Genomic DNA, 18,324 nt, shown 5'->3' with positions numbered 1-18,324 from the left:
GATCAGCACGACAAGACAAGAGCAATAACATCTTGATGAAGCCAGTCCGTCTTCCAGCAGCAGCCACCAACGCGCTTCCGCGCATGGTGCTGCTCGCACTCGCCCTTTTGTACATCCTGCCCGGCCTGATCGGCCGCGACCCCTGGAAAAACGAAGACGCCACCAGCTTCGGCATCATGTGGACCATGGCGCACGGCACGCTGGCCGACTGGCTCACGCCCAACGTCGCCGGCCTCGCCTTGCCAGCCGAAAGCCCGCTGGCCTACTGGTTCGGCGCCATCTGCATCAAGCTGTTCGGCTGGCTGCTGGGCGATCCGCTGGCCTCGCGCGTGTCGACCATCGGCTGCTTTCTGGTCGGCTCGCTGTCGATCTGGTACACCACCTATCTGCTGGGCCGCCGCCCCGAGGCGCAGCCGCTGAAACTGGCTTTCGGCGGCCAGCCTGAACCCAAGGACTTCGGCCGCACGCTGGCCGACGGCGCCTTCCTGATCTATCTCGGCTTCCTCGGCCTGCTGCTGCACAGCCACGAAACCAGCCCCAAGACCCTGCAGATCGCTCTGGTCGCCTACGCCATGTACGGCGCCGCCCGCGTATTCGATTTGCACCAGCGGCGCCATGCGCTCTGGCTGGGCGCCGCGCTGGGCATGCTGGTCCTGACCTATGGCTGGCTGTTGCCGGCCGGCGTGCTGATCGGCTTGCTGGTATTGGCCGCGGTGCGCAAGGATGCGCCGGCCGCCCGGCTGGTGCTGGGCGTGTCGCTGCCGGTCGCCGCACTGATCTGCGCGCTGTGGGTGTTCGCCATCCGCAGCCTGCTGCCGGCAGAGGCCGCCGGCCAGTTCGATATCTGGATGAGCTGGAACATCTACCAACTCAACGGCCCGACATGGGCCGCGCTGGCTTTCTTCCTCAAATACGGCGTGTGGTTCGCCTGGCCGGCCTGGCCTTTTGCCGGTTGGGCCGTCTATGCCTGGCGCCGCCAGTTGGGCTCGCTGCACATCGCCCTGCCGCTGGCCTTCTTCATTCCCCTGGCCCTGCTGGTGCTGGTCAACGTCCATAGCGAAGAAGGCATGCTGCTGCCGCTGCTGCCGGCGCTGGCGATCCTGGCCGCGTTCGGCCTGCCGACCATGAAGCGCGGCGCCATCAATGCGGTGGACTGGTTCTCGGTGATGACGCTGACCACCTCGGCCGCGTTCATCTGGATCGGCTGGATCGCCAAGGAAACCGGCTGGCCGGCGCAGATCGCGCGCAATGCCTACAAGCTGGCGCCCGGCTTCAAGCCCGGTTTCGAATGGATTTCGCTGGCCATCGCGATTGCCGCGTCGGTCGCCTGGATCATGGTGGTGCACTGGCGCATCTCGCGCCGCCCTTCGGTGTTGTGGCGCGCGGTGGTCTTGTCGTCCGGCGGCGTGATCCTGTGCTGGGTGCTGCTGATGACGCTGTGGCTGCCCTGGGTCAACTACGGCAAGAGCTATGCCGGCGTGGCCCAGCAGATCGAATCCCGGCTGACCTCGGTCAAGCAATGCGTGCAAAGCAATGTGGGGACCGCCCAGCGCGCGTCCTTCGCCTATTTCGGCAGCGTGCGCTTTGCCGACGGACGCGACCAGCGCTGCGACTACCTGCTGCTGCAAGACGACATCAGCAACCAGGATGCCTCGCCGATGCTGCGCCAGTATCCGGGTTCCTGGCAAATGGTGTGGGAAGGCCGCCGCCCGTCCGACCGCGACGAACGCTTCCGCCTCTACCGGCGCGCCGGCGAGTGACGCCGGCCGCGCCTTTTCCTACTGCTGCAGATTGAATTCCGACACGCCAGCCGTTTCCTCCCGCATCCACGTCGGGCGCATCGCGCGCCTGGCATGGCCGCTGCTGGTCGGCCAGCTGGCGCTGATCGCCAACGGCGTGATCGATACCGTGATGGTGGCGCGCTTCTCGGCGCTCGACCTGGCCGCGCTGGCGCTGGGCGTGTCGATCTACGTGAGCGTGTTCGTCGGCTTGTCCGGCGTGCTGCAAGCCTTGCAGCCGACCATCGGCCAGTTGTTCGGCGCCGGCCGCCACGGCGACATCGGCAATGAAGTCAAGCAGGGGCTGTGGCTGGCGCTGTTGCTGAGCATCTTCGGTTGCCTGGTGCTGGCCTTCTCGCCGTTTTTCCTGTCCTTCGCCAAGGCCTCGCCGGAGCTGGTCGACAAAGCCACGCTCTACCTGCGCATCGAAGCGCTGGCCCTGCCGGCCACGCTGGCGTTCCGCGTCTATGCCGCGCTCAACACCGCCATGTCCCGGCCCAAGATGGTGATGGCGATCCAGGTCTGCGGCCTGCTGCTGAAGTTGCCGCTCAACGCGCTGCTGATCTTCGGCGGCCTGGGCCTGCCGGCCTTTGGCGGCCCCGGCTGCGCGATCGCCACCACGCTGATCGCCTGGCTGATGGTCATCGTGGCCTGGCTGCTGGTGGCGAAGCTGCCTGATTACCGTCCGCTGAAATTGTTCGGCAGCGGCTTCGTGGCGCCCTCGTGGAAAATCCTGCGCACGCTGCTGCGCCTGGGCATTCCGATCGGCTTGTCCTATTTCATCGAAGTCACCGCCTTCACCCTGATGGCGGTGTTCATCGCCCGCCTGGGCGCGGTGCCGGTGGCCGGGCATCAGATCACCGCCAATGTCGGCACGGTGCTGTACATGCTGCCGCTGTCGATTGCCAGCGCCACCAGCACACTGGTGGCGCAAGCCATCGGCGCCAACCAATGGCAGAGCGCCAAGAAGATCGGCTATGCCGGCATCCGCCTGTCGATGACGCTGTCGGTGCTGATCGGCATCGCGGTCTGGTTCACGCGCGCGCACATCATCCGCGCCTATACTCCCGATCCCACCATTATCGGCGCGGCGCTGCCGCTGTTCCTGTTCATCGCCTTCTACCAGTTGTTCGACTCGCTGCAGGTCACCACGGCCTTCGTGCTGCGCGCCTACAAGGTGGCGGTGGTGCCGACCGTGATCTATGCGGTGACCTTGTGGGGCGTGGGATTGGGCGGCGGTTATCTGCTCGGCTTCGACACGCTGGGCGTCACGCCGGCCAGCCTGCAGGGCGCGCCCGGCTTCTGGCTGGCCAACAGCCTCAGCCTGGGGCTGGTGGGCGCCGGTTTGCTGGCCTATCTGCGCAAGGTCCAGCGCCGTGCCGGCGCCGCCGGTTCCTCAATGTTCAGGGCCTGACGCGTAGGCCTCGCCTCAAACGGCCGGGCCCGGGACGTTACGGAGCATGGCGCCGAACAAGTCATCGTTGCTGGCCTCCAGCAAGCCCTGGGTCTTGGCGGCCTCGGCCGGCCGTCCCAGCAGGAAACCCTGCACCTGATCGCAATGCAGCGCCTGCAGCTCGCGCAACTGCGCTTCCGTCTCCACGCCTTCGGCCACCACTTCCATCTGCAACGCATGCGCCAGCGCGATGATGGCCGACACGATGGCCCGCCCCGAATGGTCGCCGGCATCCAGGCGCGAGGTGAAGAAACGGTCGATCTTGATCTGGCGGCAATGGAATTGGGCCAGGTAGGCCAGGCTGGAATAGCCGGTACCGAAATCGTCGATCGCAATATCGAAACCCAGCGCTTGCAGGTCGTTGATGACGCGGGTGCTGCGTTCGACATCCTTCATCGCCGCCGTTTCGGTAATCTCGAACATCAGCCGCTGCGGCGCGATGCCCGCCTCGCCGACGATGCCGGTGATGCAATCGACCAGGTCCGTGCGCATCTGCATCGGCGACAGGTTCAACGCCACCTTGACCGGTTTGACGCCGGCCATGTCCCACTGCTTGATCTGGCGGCACACCGCGCGCAGCACCCAATCGCCGATCGGGATGATCTGGCCCGAACGTTCGGCAATGGGAATGAATTCGGACGGCGACATCTCGCCCAGTTCGGGATGGGTCCAGCGCAGCAAGGCTTCGACGCCGGTCAGCTGGTGGCTGCCGCCGCGGTACTTGGGCTGGAAATGCAGCGAGAACTGCTCTTGCTCGATGGCTTGCTGCAGCGCCTGGCGCACCGTCAGGTGGCGCATCGCGCTGGCGTGCATGGCCGGTTCGAAAAAGCGGTACGTGTTACGGCCGCTCTGCTTGGCCTCGTACATCGCGGCGTCGGCATTCCTCATCAATATGTCGACCGAATCGCCGCTGTTCGGATAGACGGCAATGCCGATGCTTGAGGTCACGCGCAGGGTGGCTTCCTCGATCTGGAAATCCTGGCGCAGCGCCGACAAGATGTTTTCGCTCAGATGTTCCACCACTTCCGGCGACGAGAGATTGCTCATCACCACCACGAACTCGTCGCCGCCGATGCGCGCCACCATATCCTCGCCGCGGATGCAGCCGCGAATGCGCTGCGACACCGACACCAGCAAGCCGTCGCCCACCGCATGGCCCAGCGAATCGTTGATCCCTTTGAACCCGTCCAGGTCCATGAACAGCACCGCAAAGGGCTTGCCGTTACGGCGCGCGACCTGGATCGCGTGCTGGATGCGGTCGGAAAGCAACGCCCGGTTCGGCAGCCCGGTCAGCACGTCATGCGTCGCAAAATGCAGCAGCTTGTCGTTGGTGCGGCCGACGATCTTCTTGAGCACCCGGTTGCGCTGCGCGCCGCTGACGACCAGCGCCAGCGTCATGGCGAAGAAAGCGCCGAATACGATGCCATTGACCAGATGCTCGCGCGTGATGCTGCGCAGCGCATGGCTTTGCGCATCGGGCATGATGGCCACGGCGCGCAAGCCGGCGCAGGCGCTCGCCACCAACCCCGCGCCCACCAGCACCGCGGCCAGCACGCGCCGGGTCTGCTGCGAATTGAGCGAGCCCACCGAATTGGCGCCGGCCTTGCGCGTATTGGTTGAGGAAAACAACGCGACGGCGAACACCGCCGTCAGTTCAGTGGCCAGCACCGCCAGCAGCAGCAGGGATTTCTGGTACTTCAATTCCGGCGTCAGCATCATGGCCTTGAGCGCCATATGGAACACGGCATTGAGCGCGGCGCCAATGGCCACGCCGCCGACCAGCAAGCGCGCCGCATGCGGCCGCCGCAATCCGGACAGGTGCATCAGGTAAAACGCGCTGCCCAGCGCCAGCAGCAGCGACAATACCGCCAGCCGCGCCTCGAAACCGACCGCCATCGGCAACCGCAACGCCGCAACGCACAAGAACAGCGCGGCCCAAAGGCCAAGGCCGAACACGCCGGCGCCCAAGATCAGCCACAACCTGCGGTACTGCGCCTCCTGGGTGGAAATGCGCTCCGATACTTCCAGCGCCGCATATGCCGACAAGCTGGCAACCAGCAGCGCGAACGCCAACAGCAGGAAATTGTACGAACCAGGCATAGGTTTGGACCCGCGTTCCTTGGCAGCCTCGCCACGGGCAATCGCTGGAAGCCCATGTGAAACGGCGCTTGCTCAATATCGCGGCCGTGCCGCACTTCACGCGTCTTGCCGCACGCAGGCGCGGCAGCCGGAAGCGGAAGGCGTCAGTCGATCTTCCGCTGCATGCCAACGGGTCGCCGCGTTCCATTCCGAACCTCGCCCAATGCCATCCGGCAAGAACCGCATGCGCAAACGCATGCGTCCGGGACGGCGGACGAGAAGTGTCGGAAATTCAAAAAAGTTACGTAACTAAAACGATACTGCGAAGGTGCTGCCGATTACTTTGATTATTCGATTTGTTTCATCCAGCCTGGGCCTTGCAGCAGGAGAGTCCGCCAACCCCGTCCATGAACCGGCTTCGGAAAGCTCCTCCGTTGGGAAGAATGAAGCCTTGATGATGCTGCGCCGCGATTGCGGCGCTCCCCCTGACGGCCTTTATTCTAGCCGCTCTGCACAAAAATTACTGCTGCCGGACGAGATGTGAGAATCCATCGGGAATGTCTCGCACCCGACACAAAAAATTAAATAAACATTAATAATAATCTGATAATTTTCTAAAACTGGACTATAACTGTATGAACAATTTGCGATCGAAAATTTCTCTGTCATGGTGGTGGCTCGCGCCGTGTTCGGTCGTTATTGCCGACAACGTACTTTAGTACGCCAAGTAGACTGATGACCTGACATGTGCAACGCATGCCACTTGCAAGGGACCGCCGCAAGCATCATCGGCGATCCTCTTCGGAGACAAACACATGGCGCTCTTCCTGCCTCCTGATAACACCTCCCGCTACGGCCCGGAAAGCACCGCGGCTTGCCGACGACGATACCGGAACACGCCCAAATCAGGGCAGTGATTGCAAATCACGTTTGCTGCGTAACTCATTCGAAACGCAAACGTACCCCGGAAAACGCCGCGTCAAAGTAACTTCGAATCATGGAAACCGCCAATCAAAAATTCGCCAAGCGCCTGCGCGCTTCGATGGAACAAGCTGGATACGAACCCAAGCCCGCCGTCCTGGAAAGGGAATTCAATCTGCGTTACTGGGGCAAACCGATGACGCTGCATGGCGTGCGGCGCTGGCTGCTCGGCGAATCGATGCCCAAGCAGGACAAGCTGGAGACGCTGGCCGAATGGCTGATCGTCACGCCCCAGCATTTGCGCTTCGGCGAAGAAATAGGCAAGCGCATCGACAAACGCCGCGCCCGCTGGGAAGAAGCCATCGGCTACCGCGAGCGTGAAGCCTTCGAGGCCTTCATCAACCTTCCCGCGCCGCAGCGCAAGATCGTCAAGGAGGTGATCTTCGCGTTTGCCCAGACGGTGGCCAATAACGCTCCGGACAAAGGAGTGGCGCCGCTGAAAGCGGCAACCCGGCGTCGCACCCAAAGCTGACCGAACCCGCCTCCCGGCGATATCCCTCCCCATTCGCCCATTCCCTCATTCGTCCCATTCTCCCGCCCAGCATCGGATTTCGGCTTGCACAGCGATCTCCTCACCCCTCATTCCTGCCGCATGAGAGATCGTGCGACAAGTCATCCGCGCCGCCGGATCTCGGCTGCGACTTGCACGCAATGATCCACTTGCTCCGCAATCGATTCAGGCACCGGACGCTGCCCATCCAGCACCGCAGCGATCCAGGCGGCGGTGGTCTCGGCATCCCGCCCTTCAGGCAAATCGGGTAACTCTTCCGCCACGCTCTGCTTTTCCACCAGCACTGTCTTCACGCCGCGACTGAACCAGTCGATGCGCTGCGCGCGACGCGCATTGGCAACGGTCTCGCCCTCGGTGCCGCGCATCAGAAAGGCATCGCCGCGTTCGTGCGGCGCTGCATGGCCGAAGTAGTCGGACAACATGTCCAGGTACTCGGGGTGAGTGTAGGACGTCAGACGTAGTACAGGCGCCGCAAACGGCTGCATGATCTTCACCAGCGTATGCGTCGAATTGCGCACGCCGAGGATGCGGCGCATGTCCAGCAGGCGGGAAATCTTCGGCGCCAGCGCCTGGATCGGAATGAACGCCGGCTGGCCGGCCGCCATCAAGGCCTGCGCCTCTGCCGCCGACGCCGCATGGGCGATACCCAGGGCGCTAAGGATCTCGGCGCTGGTCACCCGCTGCGGGTCGTGCGTGACGCCATGCATCAGCACCGGCACCCCGCGCCGCACCAGCAGCATGCACAACAGCGGCGTCAGGTTGGCCATCTTGCGCGAGCCGTTATAACTGGGCAGCACCACCGGCGCATAGTCGGACGATGGCGCGGCAAGCGGCGGGAACGACGCTTCGGCCGCGTCGAGGAAACCGCCGATCTCGTCCACCGCCTCGCCCTTGACGCGCATGGCCAACAGGATCGCGCCCAACTCCAGATCGGAGACGCGCCCGTCGAGCATGGCTTCATACATCAGGCGCGCATCGTCGCGCGACAAGCTGCGCGCGCCATCCTTGCCGCGCCCGATTTCCTTGATGAAACGGGCCGCGGCCAACGGCGGCAGGGATTGCCCGCCGGCAGCGCCGGCGGCAGTGGAAATCTGTTCGTTTTGCATGGCCGAAGGGTACACCAAAACCCCGCCCGGCCGCAGCCGCTGCAGCGCCAAAGCGCATGCGCACGGGCTTTCCATTACAATATCGCCTTTCCTCCGCGCCCTTGCGGATGCGGGCAGCACCTCCATATTCCATCCATGATTGTTCTCGGCGTCGAATCCTCTTGTGACGAAACCGGCCTCGCTCTGTACGACACCGAGCGCGGCCTGCTGGCGCACGCCCTGCACTCGCAGATCGCCATGCACCAGGAGTATGGCGGCGTGGTGCCGGAACTTGCATCGCGCGACCACATCCGCCGCGCCATCCCCTTGCTCAGGCAAACGCTGGCCGATGCCGCCGTCTCGGCGCACGACATCGACGCCATCGCCTACACCCAGGGACCGGGACTGGCCGGCGCGCTGCTGGTCGGGGCCTCGGTCGCCTGTGGCCTGGGGTTGGCGCTGGACAAGCCGGTGCTGGGCATCCACCACCTGGAAGGCCACCTGCTGTCGCCGTTGCTGGCCAGCAAGCCGCCACAGTTTCCATTCGTCGCCCTGCTGGTCTCGGGCGGCCATACCCAACTCATGCGGGTCGATGGCGTAGGCCAATATGAATTGCTGGGCGAGACGCTGGACGATGCGGCCGGCGAAGCCTTCGACAAATCGGCCAAGCTGCTCGGCCTGGGTTACCCCGGCGGCCCGGCGATCTCGCGCATGGCTGAATTCGGCGATCCGGCGGCCTACCAGTTGCCGCGCCCGATGCTGCACGCCAAGAACCTGGACTTCAGCTTTTCCGGCCTGAAGACGGCGGTGCTGACCGTGGTCAAACGGCATGACGCCAATATCTGCGAACAAGACAAAGCCAACATCGCGCGCGCCTTCGTCGATGCCATCGTCGAGGTGCTGGTGGCCAAGTGCATGTCGGCGCTGAAGCAAACCGGGCTCAAGCGCCTGGTGATCGCCGGCGGCGTCGGCGCCAACCGGCAACTGCGCGAAGCGCTCGACGCCGCGGCCGCCAAGCGCCGCTACGAGGTGTTCTATCCCGAGCTGCAGTTCTGCACCGACAACGGCGCCATGATCGCCTTCGCCGGCGCCATGCGCCTGCGGGTGCAGCCGGATGCGGCCAAGCGCGAATACGGTTTCAGCGTGCGCCCGCGCTGGCCGCTGGATGAACTGCGCGCGCCGCAGGCAGCATGAAAAAAGGGCCGTGAGAACGGCCCTTTTTTCATTGGTATCGGCAACGTCTTATTTGGACGCTTTCTTCTTGTCGCCGATCCGGCTTTCCTTGCCCGCCAGCAGGTTGCTGATGTTCTTGCGATGGCGATAGATCAGCAATGCGCTCATCGCCACCACCGCCAGCAGGATGCCGTCGGCGCTGCCGAACAGCAGGCCGTAGTAGAGCGGCGCGAACAGCGCCGCCACCAGCGCCGCCAGCGAGGAATAGCGGAACGCATAGGCGATCACCAGCCAGGTCGCCAGCGTGGCCAGACCCAGCCAGATGTTCAAGGCCAGCAGGATGCCCAGCGCGGTCGCCACCCCCTTGCCGCCGACGAAACGGAAAAACACCGGCCACAGGTGGCCCAGGAACACGGCCAGCGTCACCAGCGCCAGGCCGGTGTCGTCGACGCCGAATTGCGGGCCGAACTTTTGCGCCAGCCATACCGCCAGCCAGCCCTTGAAACCATCGCCAATCAATGTCAGCGCCGCCGCCTTCTTGTTGCCGCTGCGCAGCACGTTGGTGGCGCCGGGGTTCTTGGAACCGTAAGTGCGCGGGTCGGCCAGGCCGAACAGCCTGGAGACGACCACCGCGAAGGAAAGCGAACCGATCAGGTAGGCGGCAATGGCAAAAAGGATGTTGTACATGGATGAAAAGTCTTTCAGATAGCTCTTGTCGTTATCGCTTGTCGCGTATGGATGCGCTAGTCCGGCAACGCGCACTGCACCGGCTTGGCGGGCAACACCTTGAGGATCGCGGCCGGGTCGATGCCGACCAGGAAACCGCGCCGTCCGCCGTTGATGTAGATCTTGCCGAGTGCGAGGATGGTCGACTCGACATACACCGGCATCGCCTTGCGGGTGCCGAAGGGCGAGGTGCCGCCGATCAGGAAGCCCGAATGGCGGTTGGCCACCTCCGGCTTGCAGGGCTCGACCGACTTGCAGCCGATCTGGCGCGCCAGGTTCTTGGTGGACACCTTGCAGTCGCCATGCATCAGCACCAGCAGCGGCTTGGCGGCCTCGTCCTGCATCACCAGCGTCTTGACCACCGCGTGCTCTTCCACGCCCAGCGCGCGCGACGACACTGCGGTGCCGCCATGCTCTTCATAGTCGTAAGGATGCTCGCTGAAGGCCACGCCGCTCTTGCGCAGGAACTGCGTGGCCGGGGTTTCGGAAATATGTTCTTTTCTGGAGCTCATGGGATTCCATACATCGTCCGGCAACGCCGCCATGGGCGCACATTATGCCGCAAGAACGGCCTATTGCGCGCCCCCGATCTTGCGATCGGGCCCGTCCGCGTGCAACAAAGTCCGGCCCCGGCGCGTTGCCCCGCCGTCATCCGCGCGGATGATGCTGCGCATGCAACTGCTTGAGCCGCTCGCGCGCCACATGGGTATAGATCTGGGTGGTGGAAATATCGGCATGGCCCAGCAGCAGCTGCACCACCCGCAGGTCGGCGCCGTGGTTGAGCAAATGGGTGGCGAAGGCGTGGCGCAGCGTGTGCGGCGACAGGCGCGCGACAATGCCGGCCTGCAGCGAATATTTCTTGATCAGGGTCCAAAACATCTGGCGCGTCATCGGGCCGCCGCGCGCGGTGACGAACAGCGCATCGTCGACCTGGCCGCTCATGATCTGCGGCCGGCCCTCGGCCAGGTAACGCGCGATCCAGGCGCCGGCTTCCTCGCCGAACGGCACCAGGCGCGTCTTGCTGCCCTTGCCGGTCACGCGCAGCACCCCTTCGTTCATGCCGACTTCGATACTCTTCAACAGCACCAGTTCGGAAACCCGCAGGCCGCTGGCATACATCAATTCGATCATGGTGCGGTCGCGCAACCCCAATGGCGTCGACACGTCAGGCGCGGCCAACAGCGCCTCCACCTGGCCTTCCGACAGGGTCTTGGGAAAGCGCTGCGGCTGCTTGGCCGAGCGCAGCTTGAGGCAGGGATCGGCGCTGATGCGGTTCTGCCGCAGCGCCAGCTGGAAGAAGCGCTTGAGCACCGCCAGCCTGCGGTTGGAAGAACTGGCCTTGGTCTCGGCGTGGCGCGCGGCGAAATAGGCGTTGAGGTCGTCCGGCTGGGTGGCATACAGCGACTTGGCGCGCTCCTGGCCCAGCCAGTGCGCGTACAGGGTCATATCGCGCCGGTAGGCCTCCAGCGTGTTCTTCGACAAGCCGTCCTCCAGCCACAGGCTGTCGCAAAATTCATCGATCGCTTCGCGGCTCTCGGGCGGCGCCTCGATCTTGGGGGCCATGCGTCCCATCGTGTTCGGGTCCTCAGTATCCTGTGACGCCTTCGTGCCTGAGCAGCCAGCGCTTGACGTTGAGATAAAAGCCGTCGACATCGTCGTGATGCGAAAAGCCGCCCAGCCCGCCCGCCGCCGTCACGCGGTGGCAAGGCACGACCAGCGGATACCAGTTGGCGCCGCAAGCCTGCCCGACGGCGCGCGGCGCCGACTTGATGCGGCGCGCGATATCGCCATAGGTCAGCACCTGCCCGCTGGGGATTTCCGCGATGGCGTTCCAGACGCGCTTCTGGAATGGGCTTCCGGCGTCGGCCAGCGGCAGCTTGAAGCGGAATTCGGGATCCTTCAGGTAACGCGCGATCTGCTTGGCGGCCTTGGCCGCCAGCGCATCGGTGGCTTCCTTCTCGGCGAAATGGCGCGGCAAATACACCATCTCGCGCACCACGCCCGCTTCGGTGCGAATGCCCATGCCGCCGAACGGCGTGTGGACGACGGCGGCGAACAGGTCGGCGAGCTGGGTGGCGGGAGTAGATGTCTTCATGATGGAAGTCGGTCGGCAACGATGCTGCGCTATTTTAGAACTCATTTCACCAATGGGCATGGATGCATTCCAAGCCATTTCCGGCGGCGCTTGATACCATCGCCGTTTCTGCCGATCCAACAACACCCCAACGGAGCCCCACGATGACGACAAGCGCCCTGCGCAGCGAACCCGACCACCTGGTAGTGACTGCCGCCTCGCTGGCGCAGGGCATGGCCTGGGTAGAGCAAAAGCTGGGGCTGGGCATGGCGCCGCGCATCGGCGGCGAACATGTGCGCCTGGGCACGCATAATGCGCTGCTGTCGCTGGGGCCCGGGGTCTATCTCGAAGTGATCGCCATCGACCCGTTGGCGCCGGCGCCGGCGCGCCCTCGCTGGTTCGGCCTCGACACGCTGGCAGGCGATGCCGCGCCACGCCTGGCGCACTGGGTGGCGCGCACCGGCGACATCCATGCGGCATTGCAAGCCTCGCCGCTCAAACCCGGCATCGTCGAAGAAATGAGCCGGGGCGCGCTGCACTGGCTGATCACGATCGCCGCCGACGGCCGCCTGCAATGCGACGGCCTGCTGCCCTCCCTGATCCAGTGGCAAAGCCAGCCGCATCCGGCCGCCGCCTTGCCCGACCGCGGTTGCCGGCTGGCGACGCTGGAAGCGCGCCACCCGCAGGCAGGCGCCTTGGCGGCCTCGCTGCACGCCATCGGGCTGGACGACCAAAGGATTGCCCTGCATGAGGCCCAGACGGCGACATTGTCCGCCGCCATCATGACGCCCCACGGGATGCGCGTGCTGGACTAGCCAGCAGGAGCGCAAACAAACAGGGGCACAAAAAGAAAAAGGCGCATCAACGATGCGCCTTCAAAAACTCCTGATGCATTCCCGGCTGTTAAGACAGCTCAATCGAATGCACGTCTCCTCAGTTTCCTCGGTATCTATACCGTTTGTTATGCACCACCCGCTTACATTCGGTCAGCCCCGGCGCCGCTTTCCGATGCGTCGGAAAAGCTGGCCCCGCGAGGCGTTGTACATCACAACAAAAAACATCAACAAAGACTGGAAAATTCGTTTGCCGCGCCGGCAAGTGCTGCCTGCCGATCCAGCAAAGCACGCACTTTAACAGTACTCAAGGCGCTTTTCAAAGCACTTTTTGAGAGAATCTCACACATGCTTTTTGGCAACTTGACAGACATCCGATGAAGGGGGAACCGCCTGCCAGCGGCACCCCCTCTCGTCATACTGGCATCAGTTAAATACCAGATTGGGCAGCCACAGCGACAGTGCCGGCCAGTACGTCACCAACGCCAGGAATCCCAGCATGGTCAACAGCCATGGCATGACCGCGATGGTCAGCTCGGTAATGCCCATCTTGGTGATGCCCGAGGCCACATACAAGTTCAGGCCCACCGGCGGGTGGCACATGCCGACTTCCATGTTGACCACGATCAGGATGCCGAAGTGCACCGGATCGATGCCCAGCTTCATCGCCACCGGGAACAGGATCGGCGCCATGATCAGCACGATCGAGGAAGGCTCCATCACGTTACCGGCCAGCAGCAGCAGGATATTCACCACCAGCAGGAAGGTGATCGGCCCCAGGCCGGAGTCGGTGATCCAGGCCGCCATCGCTTGCGGGATGTTCTCGCTGGTGACCAGGAAAGAGAACAGCACCGCATTGGTGATGATGTAGAGCAGCATGGCCGACATCGAGGCCGAGTCCAGCAGCACCTTGGGCACTTGCTTGAGGCTCATGTCCTTGTAGACGAACACGGCGATGATGAAGGCATACACCGCGGCCATCGCCGCCGCTTCGGTCGGCGTGAACACGCCGGTATAAATGCCGCCCATCACGATCACGATCAGGAACAGCCCCCAGCCGCTCTTGCGGAATGCGGCGAGGCGCTCTTTCCAGCTGGCCTTGGGCAGGCGCGGGTAATTGTTCTTGCGCGCCAGGAACCAGGTCGTCAAACCCAGCAGGAAGGCCAGCAACAGACCCGGCACCACGCCGGCCATGAACAGCTTGCCCACCGAGGTATTGGTCGAGACCGAATACATCACCATCACGATGGAGGGCGGGATCAGGATGCCCAGCGCGCCCGACGTCGTGATCACGCCGGCGCCGAACCGGTTCGGGAAGCCCTGTTTGACCATCGCCGGCAAAATGATGGAACCGATCGCCACCACGGTGGCCGGCGACGAACCCGACACCGCCGCGAACAGCGCGCACGCCATCACGCCGGCCAGCGCCAGGCCGCCATGCCAGTGCCCGACCATCGACGTGGCGAAGTTGATCATGCGCCGGGCCACGCCGCCGTGCGTGAGGAAATTGCCGGCCAGGATGAAGAACGGAATCGCCATGATCTCGAACTTCTCGATACCGGTGAACAGTTTCAGCGCGACCGACTGGATCGGCACGTCGGTCATGGCGAACAGGAACGTCAGGACGGTCAGGCCGAGCGAAATCGAGATCGGCATGCCGGTCAGCATCAGGCCGAACAGCAGGACGAAGATGATGAGGGCGTTCATGCTTTTTCTCCTTTGACTTCTTCATCCAGGCCTTCGACATAGGCGTGGTCATGCTTGGGCAGTTCGCCCGTCTTGGAGAAATTCCATGCCACCTGCAAGAAACGGAAACACATCAGGTAAGAGCCCAGCGGCACCGCCAGATAGACCAGCCACATCGGCACCTCCATCACTTCAGAGGTACTGTCATGCTGGGCGATGTTATAGACGAACTCGGCGCCGAAGGTGCCGACGATGCCGGTAAACAGCGCGCCGGCCAGCAGGCCGAAGATCACGAACTTGTGGCGCCACGGCGCGTTCAGGCGATTGATCAGCACGTCGACGCCGACGTGGATGCCGGTGCGCACGCCATAGGCGGCGCCGAACTTGGCCATCCACACGAACATGTAGATGCACAGCTCCTGGGCCCAGCTCATGTTGATCTGGATCAGTTCATCCTGCAGCCAGGGAATGTCGAGGCCGGATGCATAGCGATGCACCACAGCCACGAAGATGATGACGGTCGCGGCCGCCATCAGGAAGGCGATCAGCCATTCCTCGAGATGGTCGAGAAACTTCATGGTGTCTCCTGCTTCGATGTCGCCGGCGCACCGTGGGGCGCCTGCCATCGAGCGTGGGTTGGATTTCTTCTTGTAGGTAAGCCAGTCAGCGAGCGCCCGCGTCAACGGCGGGCGCCCGGTTGCCGGTGGCGGGAATTACTTCTGGCCCAATGCCGCCGCTTCCTTGTTGACGGCCGCGATCAGGTCCTTGTCGATACGGATTTCCATTTGCTTTTGCACCGGCACCAAGACCTTGCGCCATTCCGCCTTTTCCTTGTCGGTCAGGCGGTAGACGGTGGTCTTGCCGGTCTTTTCGACAGCGGCCAAGGCGGCATCGTTTTCTTGTTGGGCAATGGCGTTGGCATACTTGGTGGCATCCTTCATCGCGCCTTCCAGCTGGGTGCGGATGTCGGACGGCAAGCCATCCCAGAACTTCTTGTTGACGATCACCGCGTAACCCAGGTAGCCGTGGTCCGACACGGTGACGTGCTTCTGCACTTCATGCATCTTCTGGGTATAGAGGTTCGAAGGCGGGTTCTCGGTGCCGTCCACCACGCCCGTCTGCAGCGCCTGATAGACCTCGGAGAAGGCCAGCACCTGCGGATTGGCGCCCAGCGCGCGCATCTGCGCGTCCAGCACCTTGGAAGACTGGATACGCATCTTCAAGCCGCGGAAATCGGACGGGTTATGCAGCGGCCGGTTGGCCGACATCACCTTGAAGCCATTGTCCCAGTAAGCCAGGCCGGTAATGCCCTTGGGCTCCAGCTTCTTGAACAGCTCCTTGCCGATCGGGCCTTCGGTCACCCGGTACAGCACTTCCTTGCTGGGGAAGATGTAGGGCAAGTCGAACACCTCGAACTCCTTCACGCCCAGCGGACCGAACTTGGCCAGCGACGGCGCCAGCATCTGCACCGCGCCCAGTTGCAGCGCTTCCAGCTCTTCCTTGTCCTTGTACAGTGTGCTGTTCGGATAGACCTCGACCTTCACGCGACCCTTGGTGGCCTTCTCGGCCAGTTCCTTGAAACGCTCGGCGCCCTTGCCCTTGGGCGTATCGTTGGCCACCACGTGGCTGAACTTGATGATGATGGGCTGCTGCGCGAAGGCGCTGCTGCTGACAATGGCGGCTGCCGACAACGCGAACAGCAAGGACTTGAGTTTCATTGCGTCTCCCCTGATTTAGGAATTTAAGAATTTTTGTTATGCACTTGTAGCGCGTAGCCCAAGTGGCCTGCGGATTTTGCATAGCTCCCCAAAACAGGGCAACTGTGGAAAACCACAATCCCCGCCCAAGCCGCCTCCATGCTGCGCCGCACAGTGCTGGCGCCTGGCGGCGCCGGCGGCTACACTGGCGGCGTCATGAAACCACCGCCGCCCACCTCCACCCAGCCCACGCCCGCTTCGCTGCTGCTCGAGCCCAGCCGCAAGGCCACCATGCGCTGGCTGATCCCGATCTTGCTGGTGTTCCTGTTCCTGACCACGCTGATCTGGCTGCCGCGCCAGGCGCAGCAGATGGAGGCCAGCGAACGGCTGGAACAACTGATCGCCGACTCGCTGTGGGTGGAACAGGCGATCCGCTTCCAGTTGAGCCGAGATGATGAAAGCATGCGCATCATCGCGCGCGAGATCATCAACAGCCACCTGCGCCAGGACCATTTCCGCAGCCGCCTCAACGCCCTGCTGCGCAATAACCGCGAGTTCTACCGCGTCACCTGGTTTGGCGCGGACGGCAAGCCGGTGGCGTCCACCGACGACTTCCCCATTACCCGCGACGACCTTTCCGATCCCTCGCGCATGACCGGCGAACGCGCGCGCCAGATCCGCCGTCCGCTCTACAGCCCGCCGGCGGTGCCGCCCGGCATCGCCGAACCGGCGCTGATGGACTACCACGTGCCGATGTTCCGCGACAACCACTATATCGGCAGCCTGGTCGCCAGTTACGCGGTGGCGCGCATCCTCAACGAAATGGTGCCGTGGTGGTTCGCCCAGGACAATGAAATCTCGCTCACCGACACCGACGACAACGTGGTGGCGCGCCGCACCGCCGGCGGCCCGGGCCTGAACGTCTATACCCACCGGCGCGAACTGGAGCTGCCCGGCCTGACGCTGGTGCTGCACACCAACAGCACCAAGAGCGCGCCCAAACTCTTGCCCAACCTGCTGGTGGGTTCGGTGATCGTGCTCTCGCTGGGATTGCTGTGGAGCCTGTGGGCGCTGTGGCGCGACGTCAACCGCCGCACCAAGGCCGAGGGCGCGCTGCTCAATGAGGCGACCTTCCGCGCCGCGATGGAAAATTCGCTGGTCACCGGCATGCGCGCGCGCGACCTGCAGGGCCGCATCACCTACGTCAATCCCGCCTTCTGCAAGATGGTCGGCATCCCGGCCGAAGAGCTGGTGGGCAAGATCCCGCCCATGCCCTACTGGGCGCCGGAGGCGATGGACGAATACCAGGAGCGCTTCTCCAACGTGCTGGCCGGACGCATCACGCCGCAGTTCGAAACCATCTTCCAGCGCAACGACGGCGAACGCTTTCCGGTGCTGATCTTCGAATCGCCGCTGGTGGACCAGAACGGCAAGCAGACCGGCTGGATGGGCTCCATCCTCGATATCTCCGAACGCAAGCGCGCCGAGGACCTGAACCGCACCCAGGAAGAAAAGCTGCAAGCCAGCGCGCGCCTGGCCAGCATGGGCGAGATCGCCTCCACCCTGGCGCACGAATTGAACCAGCCGCTGGCGGCCATTTCCAGCTTCACCACCGGCGCGCTCAACATGATGCAGCAAGGCAATGCCGACCCCGGGGCGCTGCAGCCGGCGCTGGAAAAGATCCACGCGCAGGCGCAGCGCGCCGGCCATGTGATCCGCAGCGTGCACCAGTTCGTCAAGAAACGGGAGCCGGCACGCCAGCGGTTGCGGATCGGGCAGTTGATCGACAACGTCGCGCCGCTGGTGGAATTGCAGGCGCAGCAATTTTTCGTGGTGCTGCAAACCCATGTGCCGCCCAACCTGCCCGCGGTATCGGGCGACCAGGTGCTGCTGGAACAAGTGATCCTGAACCTGACCCGCAACGGCATCCAGGCCATGGCCGGAGCGCCGCCGGAACGCCGCATCCTGCGCATCGTGGCTGAAATCGACCGCAGCCCGGCCAGCGCGGAATCGGTGGTGGTGTCGGTGATCGACCAGGGCCACGGCATCCCGGAAGACGTGGCGGCGCGCCTGTTTTCGCCGTTTTTCTCGACCAAGGCCGAAGGCATGGGCATGGGCCTTAACATCTGCCGCACCACCATCGAATTCCACGGCGGCACGCTGACGTACACCAACAACCCGGCAGGCGGTACAATCTTCCGGTTTTCGCTGCCCGCGCAAAGCGGGACCTATTAAAAGACAACCGGGA

Annotated in this window: 16 protein-coding genes; 7 read left to right on the top strand and 9 right to left on the bottom strand. The window is 63.7% G+C overall.

Annotated elements, in window-relative coordinates; genetic code table 11:
- The first annotated feature begins 35 nt into the window (after nucleotides 1–35).
- Both AC07N6_RS03465 and AC07N6_RS03460 read left to right on the top strand, forming a co-directional pair.
- Nucleotides 36–1,760, top strand: a complete 1,725-nt coding sequence (locus tag AC07N6_RS03465; protein ID WP_494781275.1) for an ArnT family glycosyltransferase — start codon at nucleotides 36–38, stop codon at nucleotides 1,758–1,760.
- 31 nt (nucleotides 1,761–1,791) lie between these two features.
- Nucleotides 1,792–3,192, top strand: a complete 1,401-nt coding sequence (locus tag AC07N6_RS03460; protein WP_494780918.1) for an MATE family efflux transporter — start codon at nucleotides 1,792–1,794, stop codon at nucleotides 3,190–3,192.
- A gap of 15 nt (nucleotides 3,193–3,207) precedes the next feature.
- Here AC07N6_RS03460 and AC07N6_RS03455 read toward each other — a convergent pair whose 3' ends face one another.
- A complete protein-coding gene (locus tag AC07N6_RS03455) occupies nucleotides 3,208–5,331 on the bottom strand; it encodes a putative bifunctional diguanylate cyclase/phosphodiesterase (protein WP_494780917.1) in 2,124 nt (707 codons plus the stop codon).
- Nucleotides 5,332–5,638: 307 nt separating this feature from the next.
- Here AC07N6_RS03455 and AC07N6_RS03450 point away from each other — a divergent pair, with 307 nt between their 5' ends.
- Nucleotides 5,639–5,854, top strand: coding sequence for a hypothetical protein (locus AC07N6_RS03450; RefSeq protein WP_494780916.1), 216 nt, complete (start codon nucleotides 5,639–5,641; stop codon nucleotides 5,852–5,854).
- A 453-nt stretch (nucleotides 5,855–6,307) separates the two neighbouring features.
- On the top strand, nucleotides 6,308–6,763 hold the full coding sequence (locus AC07N6_RS03445) for an XRE family transcriptional regulator (protein WP_494780915.1): 456 nt from the start codon (nucleotides 6,308–6,310) through the stop codon (nucleotides 6,761–6,763).
- A 140-nt stretch (nucleotides 6,764–6,903) separates the two neighbouring features.
- On the opposite strand, the gene ybiB is transcribed toward AC07N6_RS03445, so the two are convergent.
- Nucleotides 6,904–7,908, bottom strand: coding sequence for a DNA-binding protein YbiB (ybiB, locus tag AC07N6_RS03440; RefSeq protein WP_494780914.1), 1,005 nt, complete (start codon nucleotides 7,906–7,908; stop codon nucleotides 6,904–6,906).
- A 135-nt stretch (nucleotides 7,909–8,043) separates the two neighbouring features.
- Here ybiB and tsaD point away from each other — a divergent pair, with 135 nt between their 5' ends.
- Nucleotides 8,044–9,081: a tRNA (adenosine(37)-N6)-threonylcarbamoyltransferase complex transferase subunit TsaD gene (gene tsaD / locus AC07N6_RS03435; RefSeq protein WP_494780913.1), complete on the top strand. Its 1,038-nt coding sequence runs from the start codon at nucleotides 8,044–8,046 to the stop codon at nucleotides 9,079–9,081.
- Between the two features lie 48 nt (nucleotides 9,082–9,129).
- Here the strand turns inward: tsaD and plsY are convergent, their stop codons facing one another.
- From plsY to AC07N6_RS03415, 4 genes are all read right to left on the bottom strand, one after another.
- Nucleotides 9,130–9,747 (bottom strand): glycerol-3-phosphate 1-O-acyltransferase PlsY, encoded by a 618-nt coding sequence (gene plsY, locus AC07N6_RS03430; protein ID WP_494780912.1) that lies wholly within the window; start codon nucleotides 9,745–9,747, stop codon nucleotides 9,130–9,132.
- A 56-nt stretch (nucleotides 9,748–9,803) separates the two neighbouring features.
- Nucleotides 9,804–10,298, bottom strand: a complete 495-nt coding sequence (locus AC07N6_RS03425) for an aminoacyl-tRNA deacylase (RefSeq protein ID WP_494780911.1) — start codon at nucleotides 10,296–10,298, stop codon at nucleotides 9,804–9,806.
- A 136-nt stretch (nucleotides 10,299–10,434) separates the two neighbouring features.
- Nucleotides 10,435–11,358, bottom strand: a complete 924-nt coding sequence (gene xerD / locus AC07N6_RS03420) for a site-specific tyrosine recombinase XerD (protein WP_494780910.1) — start codon at nucleotides 11,356–11,358, stop codon at nucleotides 10,435–10,437.
- Nucleotides 11,359–11,371: 13 nt separating this feature from the next.
- On the bottom strand, nucleotides 11,372–11,881 hold the full coding sequence (locus tag AC07N6_RS03415) for a methylated-DNA--[protein]-cysteine S-methyltransferase (RefSeq protein WP_494780909.1): 510 nt from the start codon (nucleotides 11,879–11,881) through the stop codon (nucleotides 11,372–11,374).
- Nucleotides 11,882–12,024: 143 nt separating this feature from the next.
- On the opposite strand from AC07N6_RS03415, the gene AC07N6_RS03410 reads away from it, so the two are divergent.
- Complete coding sequence (locus AC07N6_RS03410; RefSeq protein WP_494780908.1) at nucleotides 12,025–12,675, top strand: VOC family protein; 651 nt, start codon at nucleotides 12,025–12,027, stop codon at nucleotides 12,673–12,675.
- A 444-nt stretch (nucleotides 12,676–13,119) separates the two neighbouring features.
- Here the strand turns inward: AC07N6_RS03410 and AC07N6_RS03405 are convergent, their stop codons facing one another.
- The 3 genes from AC07N6_RS03405 to AC07N6_RS03395 all read right to left on the bottom strand — a co-directional run bounded on the left by AC07N6_RS03405 (nucleotide 13,120) and on the right by AC07N6_RS03395 (nucleotide 16,097).
- Nucleotides 13,120–14,400: a TRAP transporter large permease gene (locus tag AC07N6_RS03405; RefSeq protein WP_494780907.1), complete on the bottom strand. Its 1,281-nt coding sequence runs from the start codon at nucleotides 14,398–14,400 to the stop codon at nucleotides 13,120–13,122.
- Entirely contained in the window at nucleotides 14,397–14,957 is a 561-nt protein-coding gene (locus AC07N6_RS03400; RefSeq protein ID WP_494780906.1) for a TRAP transporter small permease, read from the bottom strand. The genes AC07N6_RS03405 and AC07N6_RS03400 overlap by 4 nt, the downstream gene beginning before the upstream one ends.
- Nucleotides 14,958–15,092: 135 nt before the next feature.
- On the bottom strand, nucleotides 15,093–16,097 hold the full coding sequence (locus tag AC07N6_RS03395; RefSeq protein ID WP_494780905.1) for a TRAP transporter substrate-binding protein: 1,005 nt from the start codon (nucleotides 16,095–16,097) through the stop codon (nucleotides 15,093–15,095).
- A 195-nt stretch (nucleotides 16,098–16,292) separates the two neighbouring features.
- On the opposite strand from AC07N6_RS03395, the gene AC07N6_RS03390 reads away from it, so the two are divergent.
- A complete protein-coding gene (locus tag AC07N6_RS03390) occupies nucleotides 16,293–18,311 on the top strand; it encodes a PAS domain S-box protein (RefSeq protein ID WP_494781274.1) in 2,019 nt (672 codons plus the stop codon).
- The last annotated feature ends 13 nt before the right edge of the window (nucleotides 18,312–18,324 follow it).

The sequence above is a fragment of the Herbaspirillum sp. GW821-FHT09A12 genome, from assembly GCF_059418325.1.
This window is presented reverse-complemented; position numbering and strand designations above follow the sequence as displayed.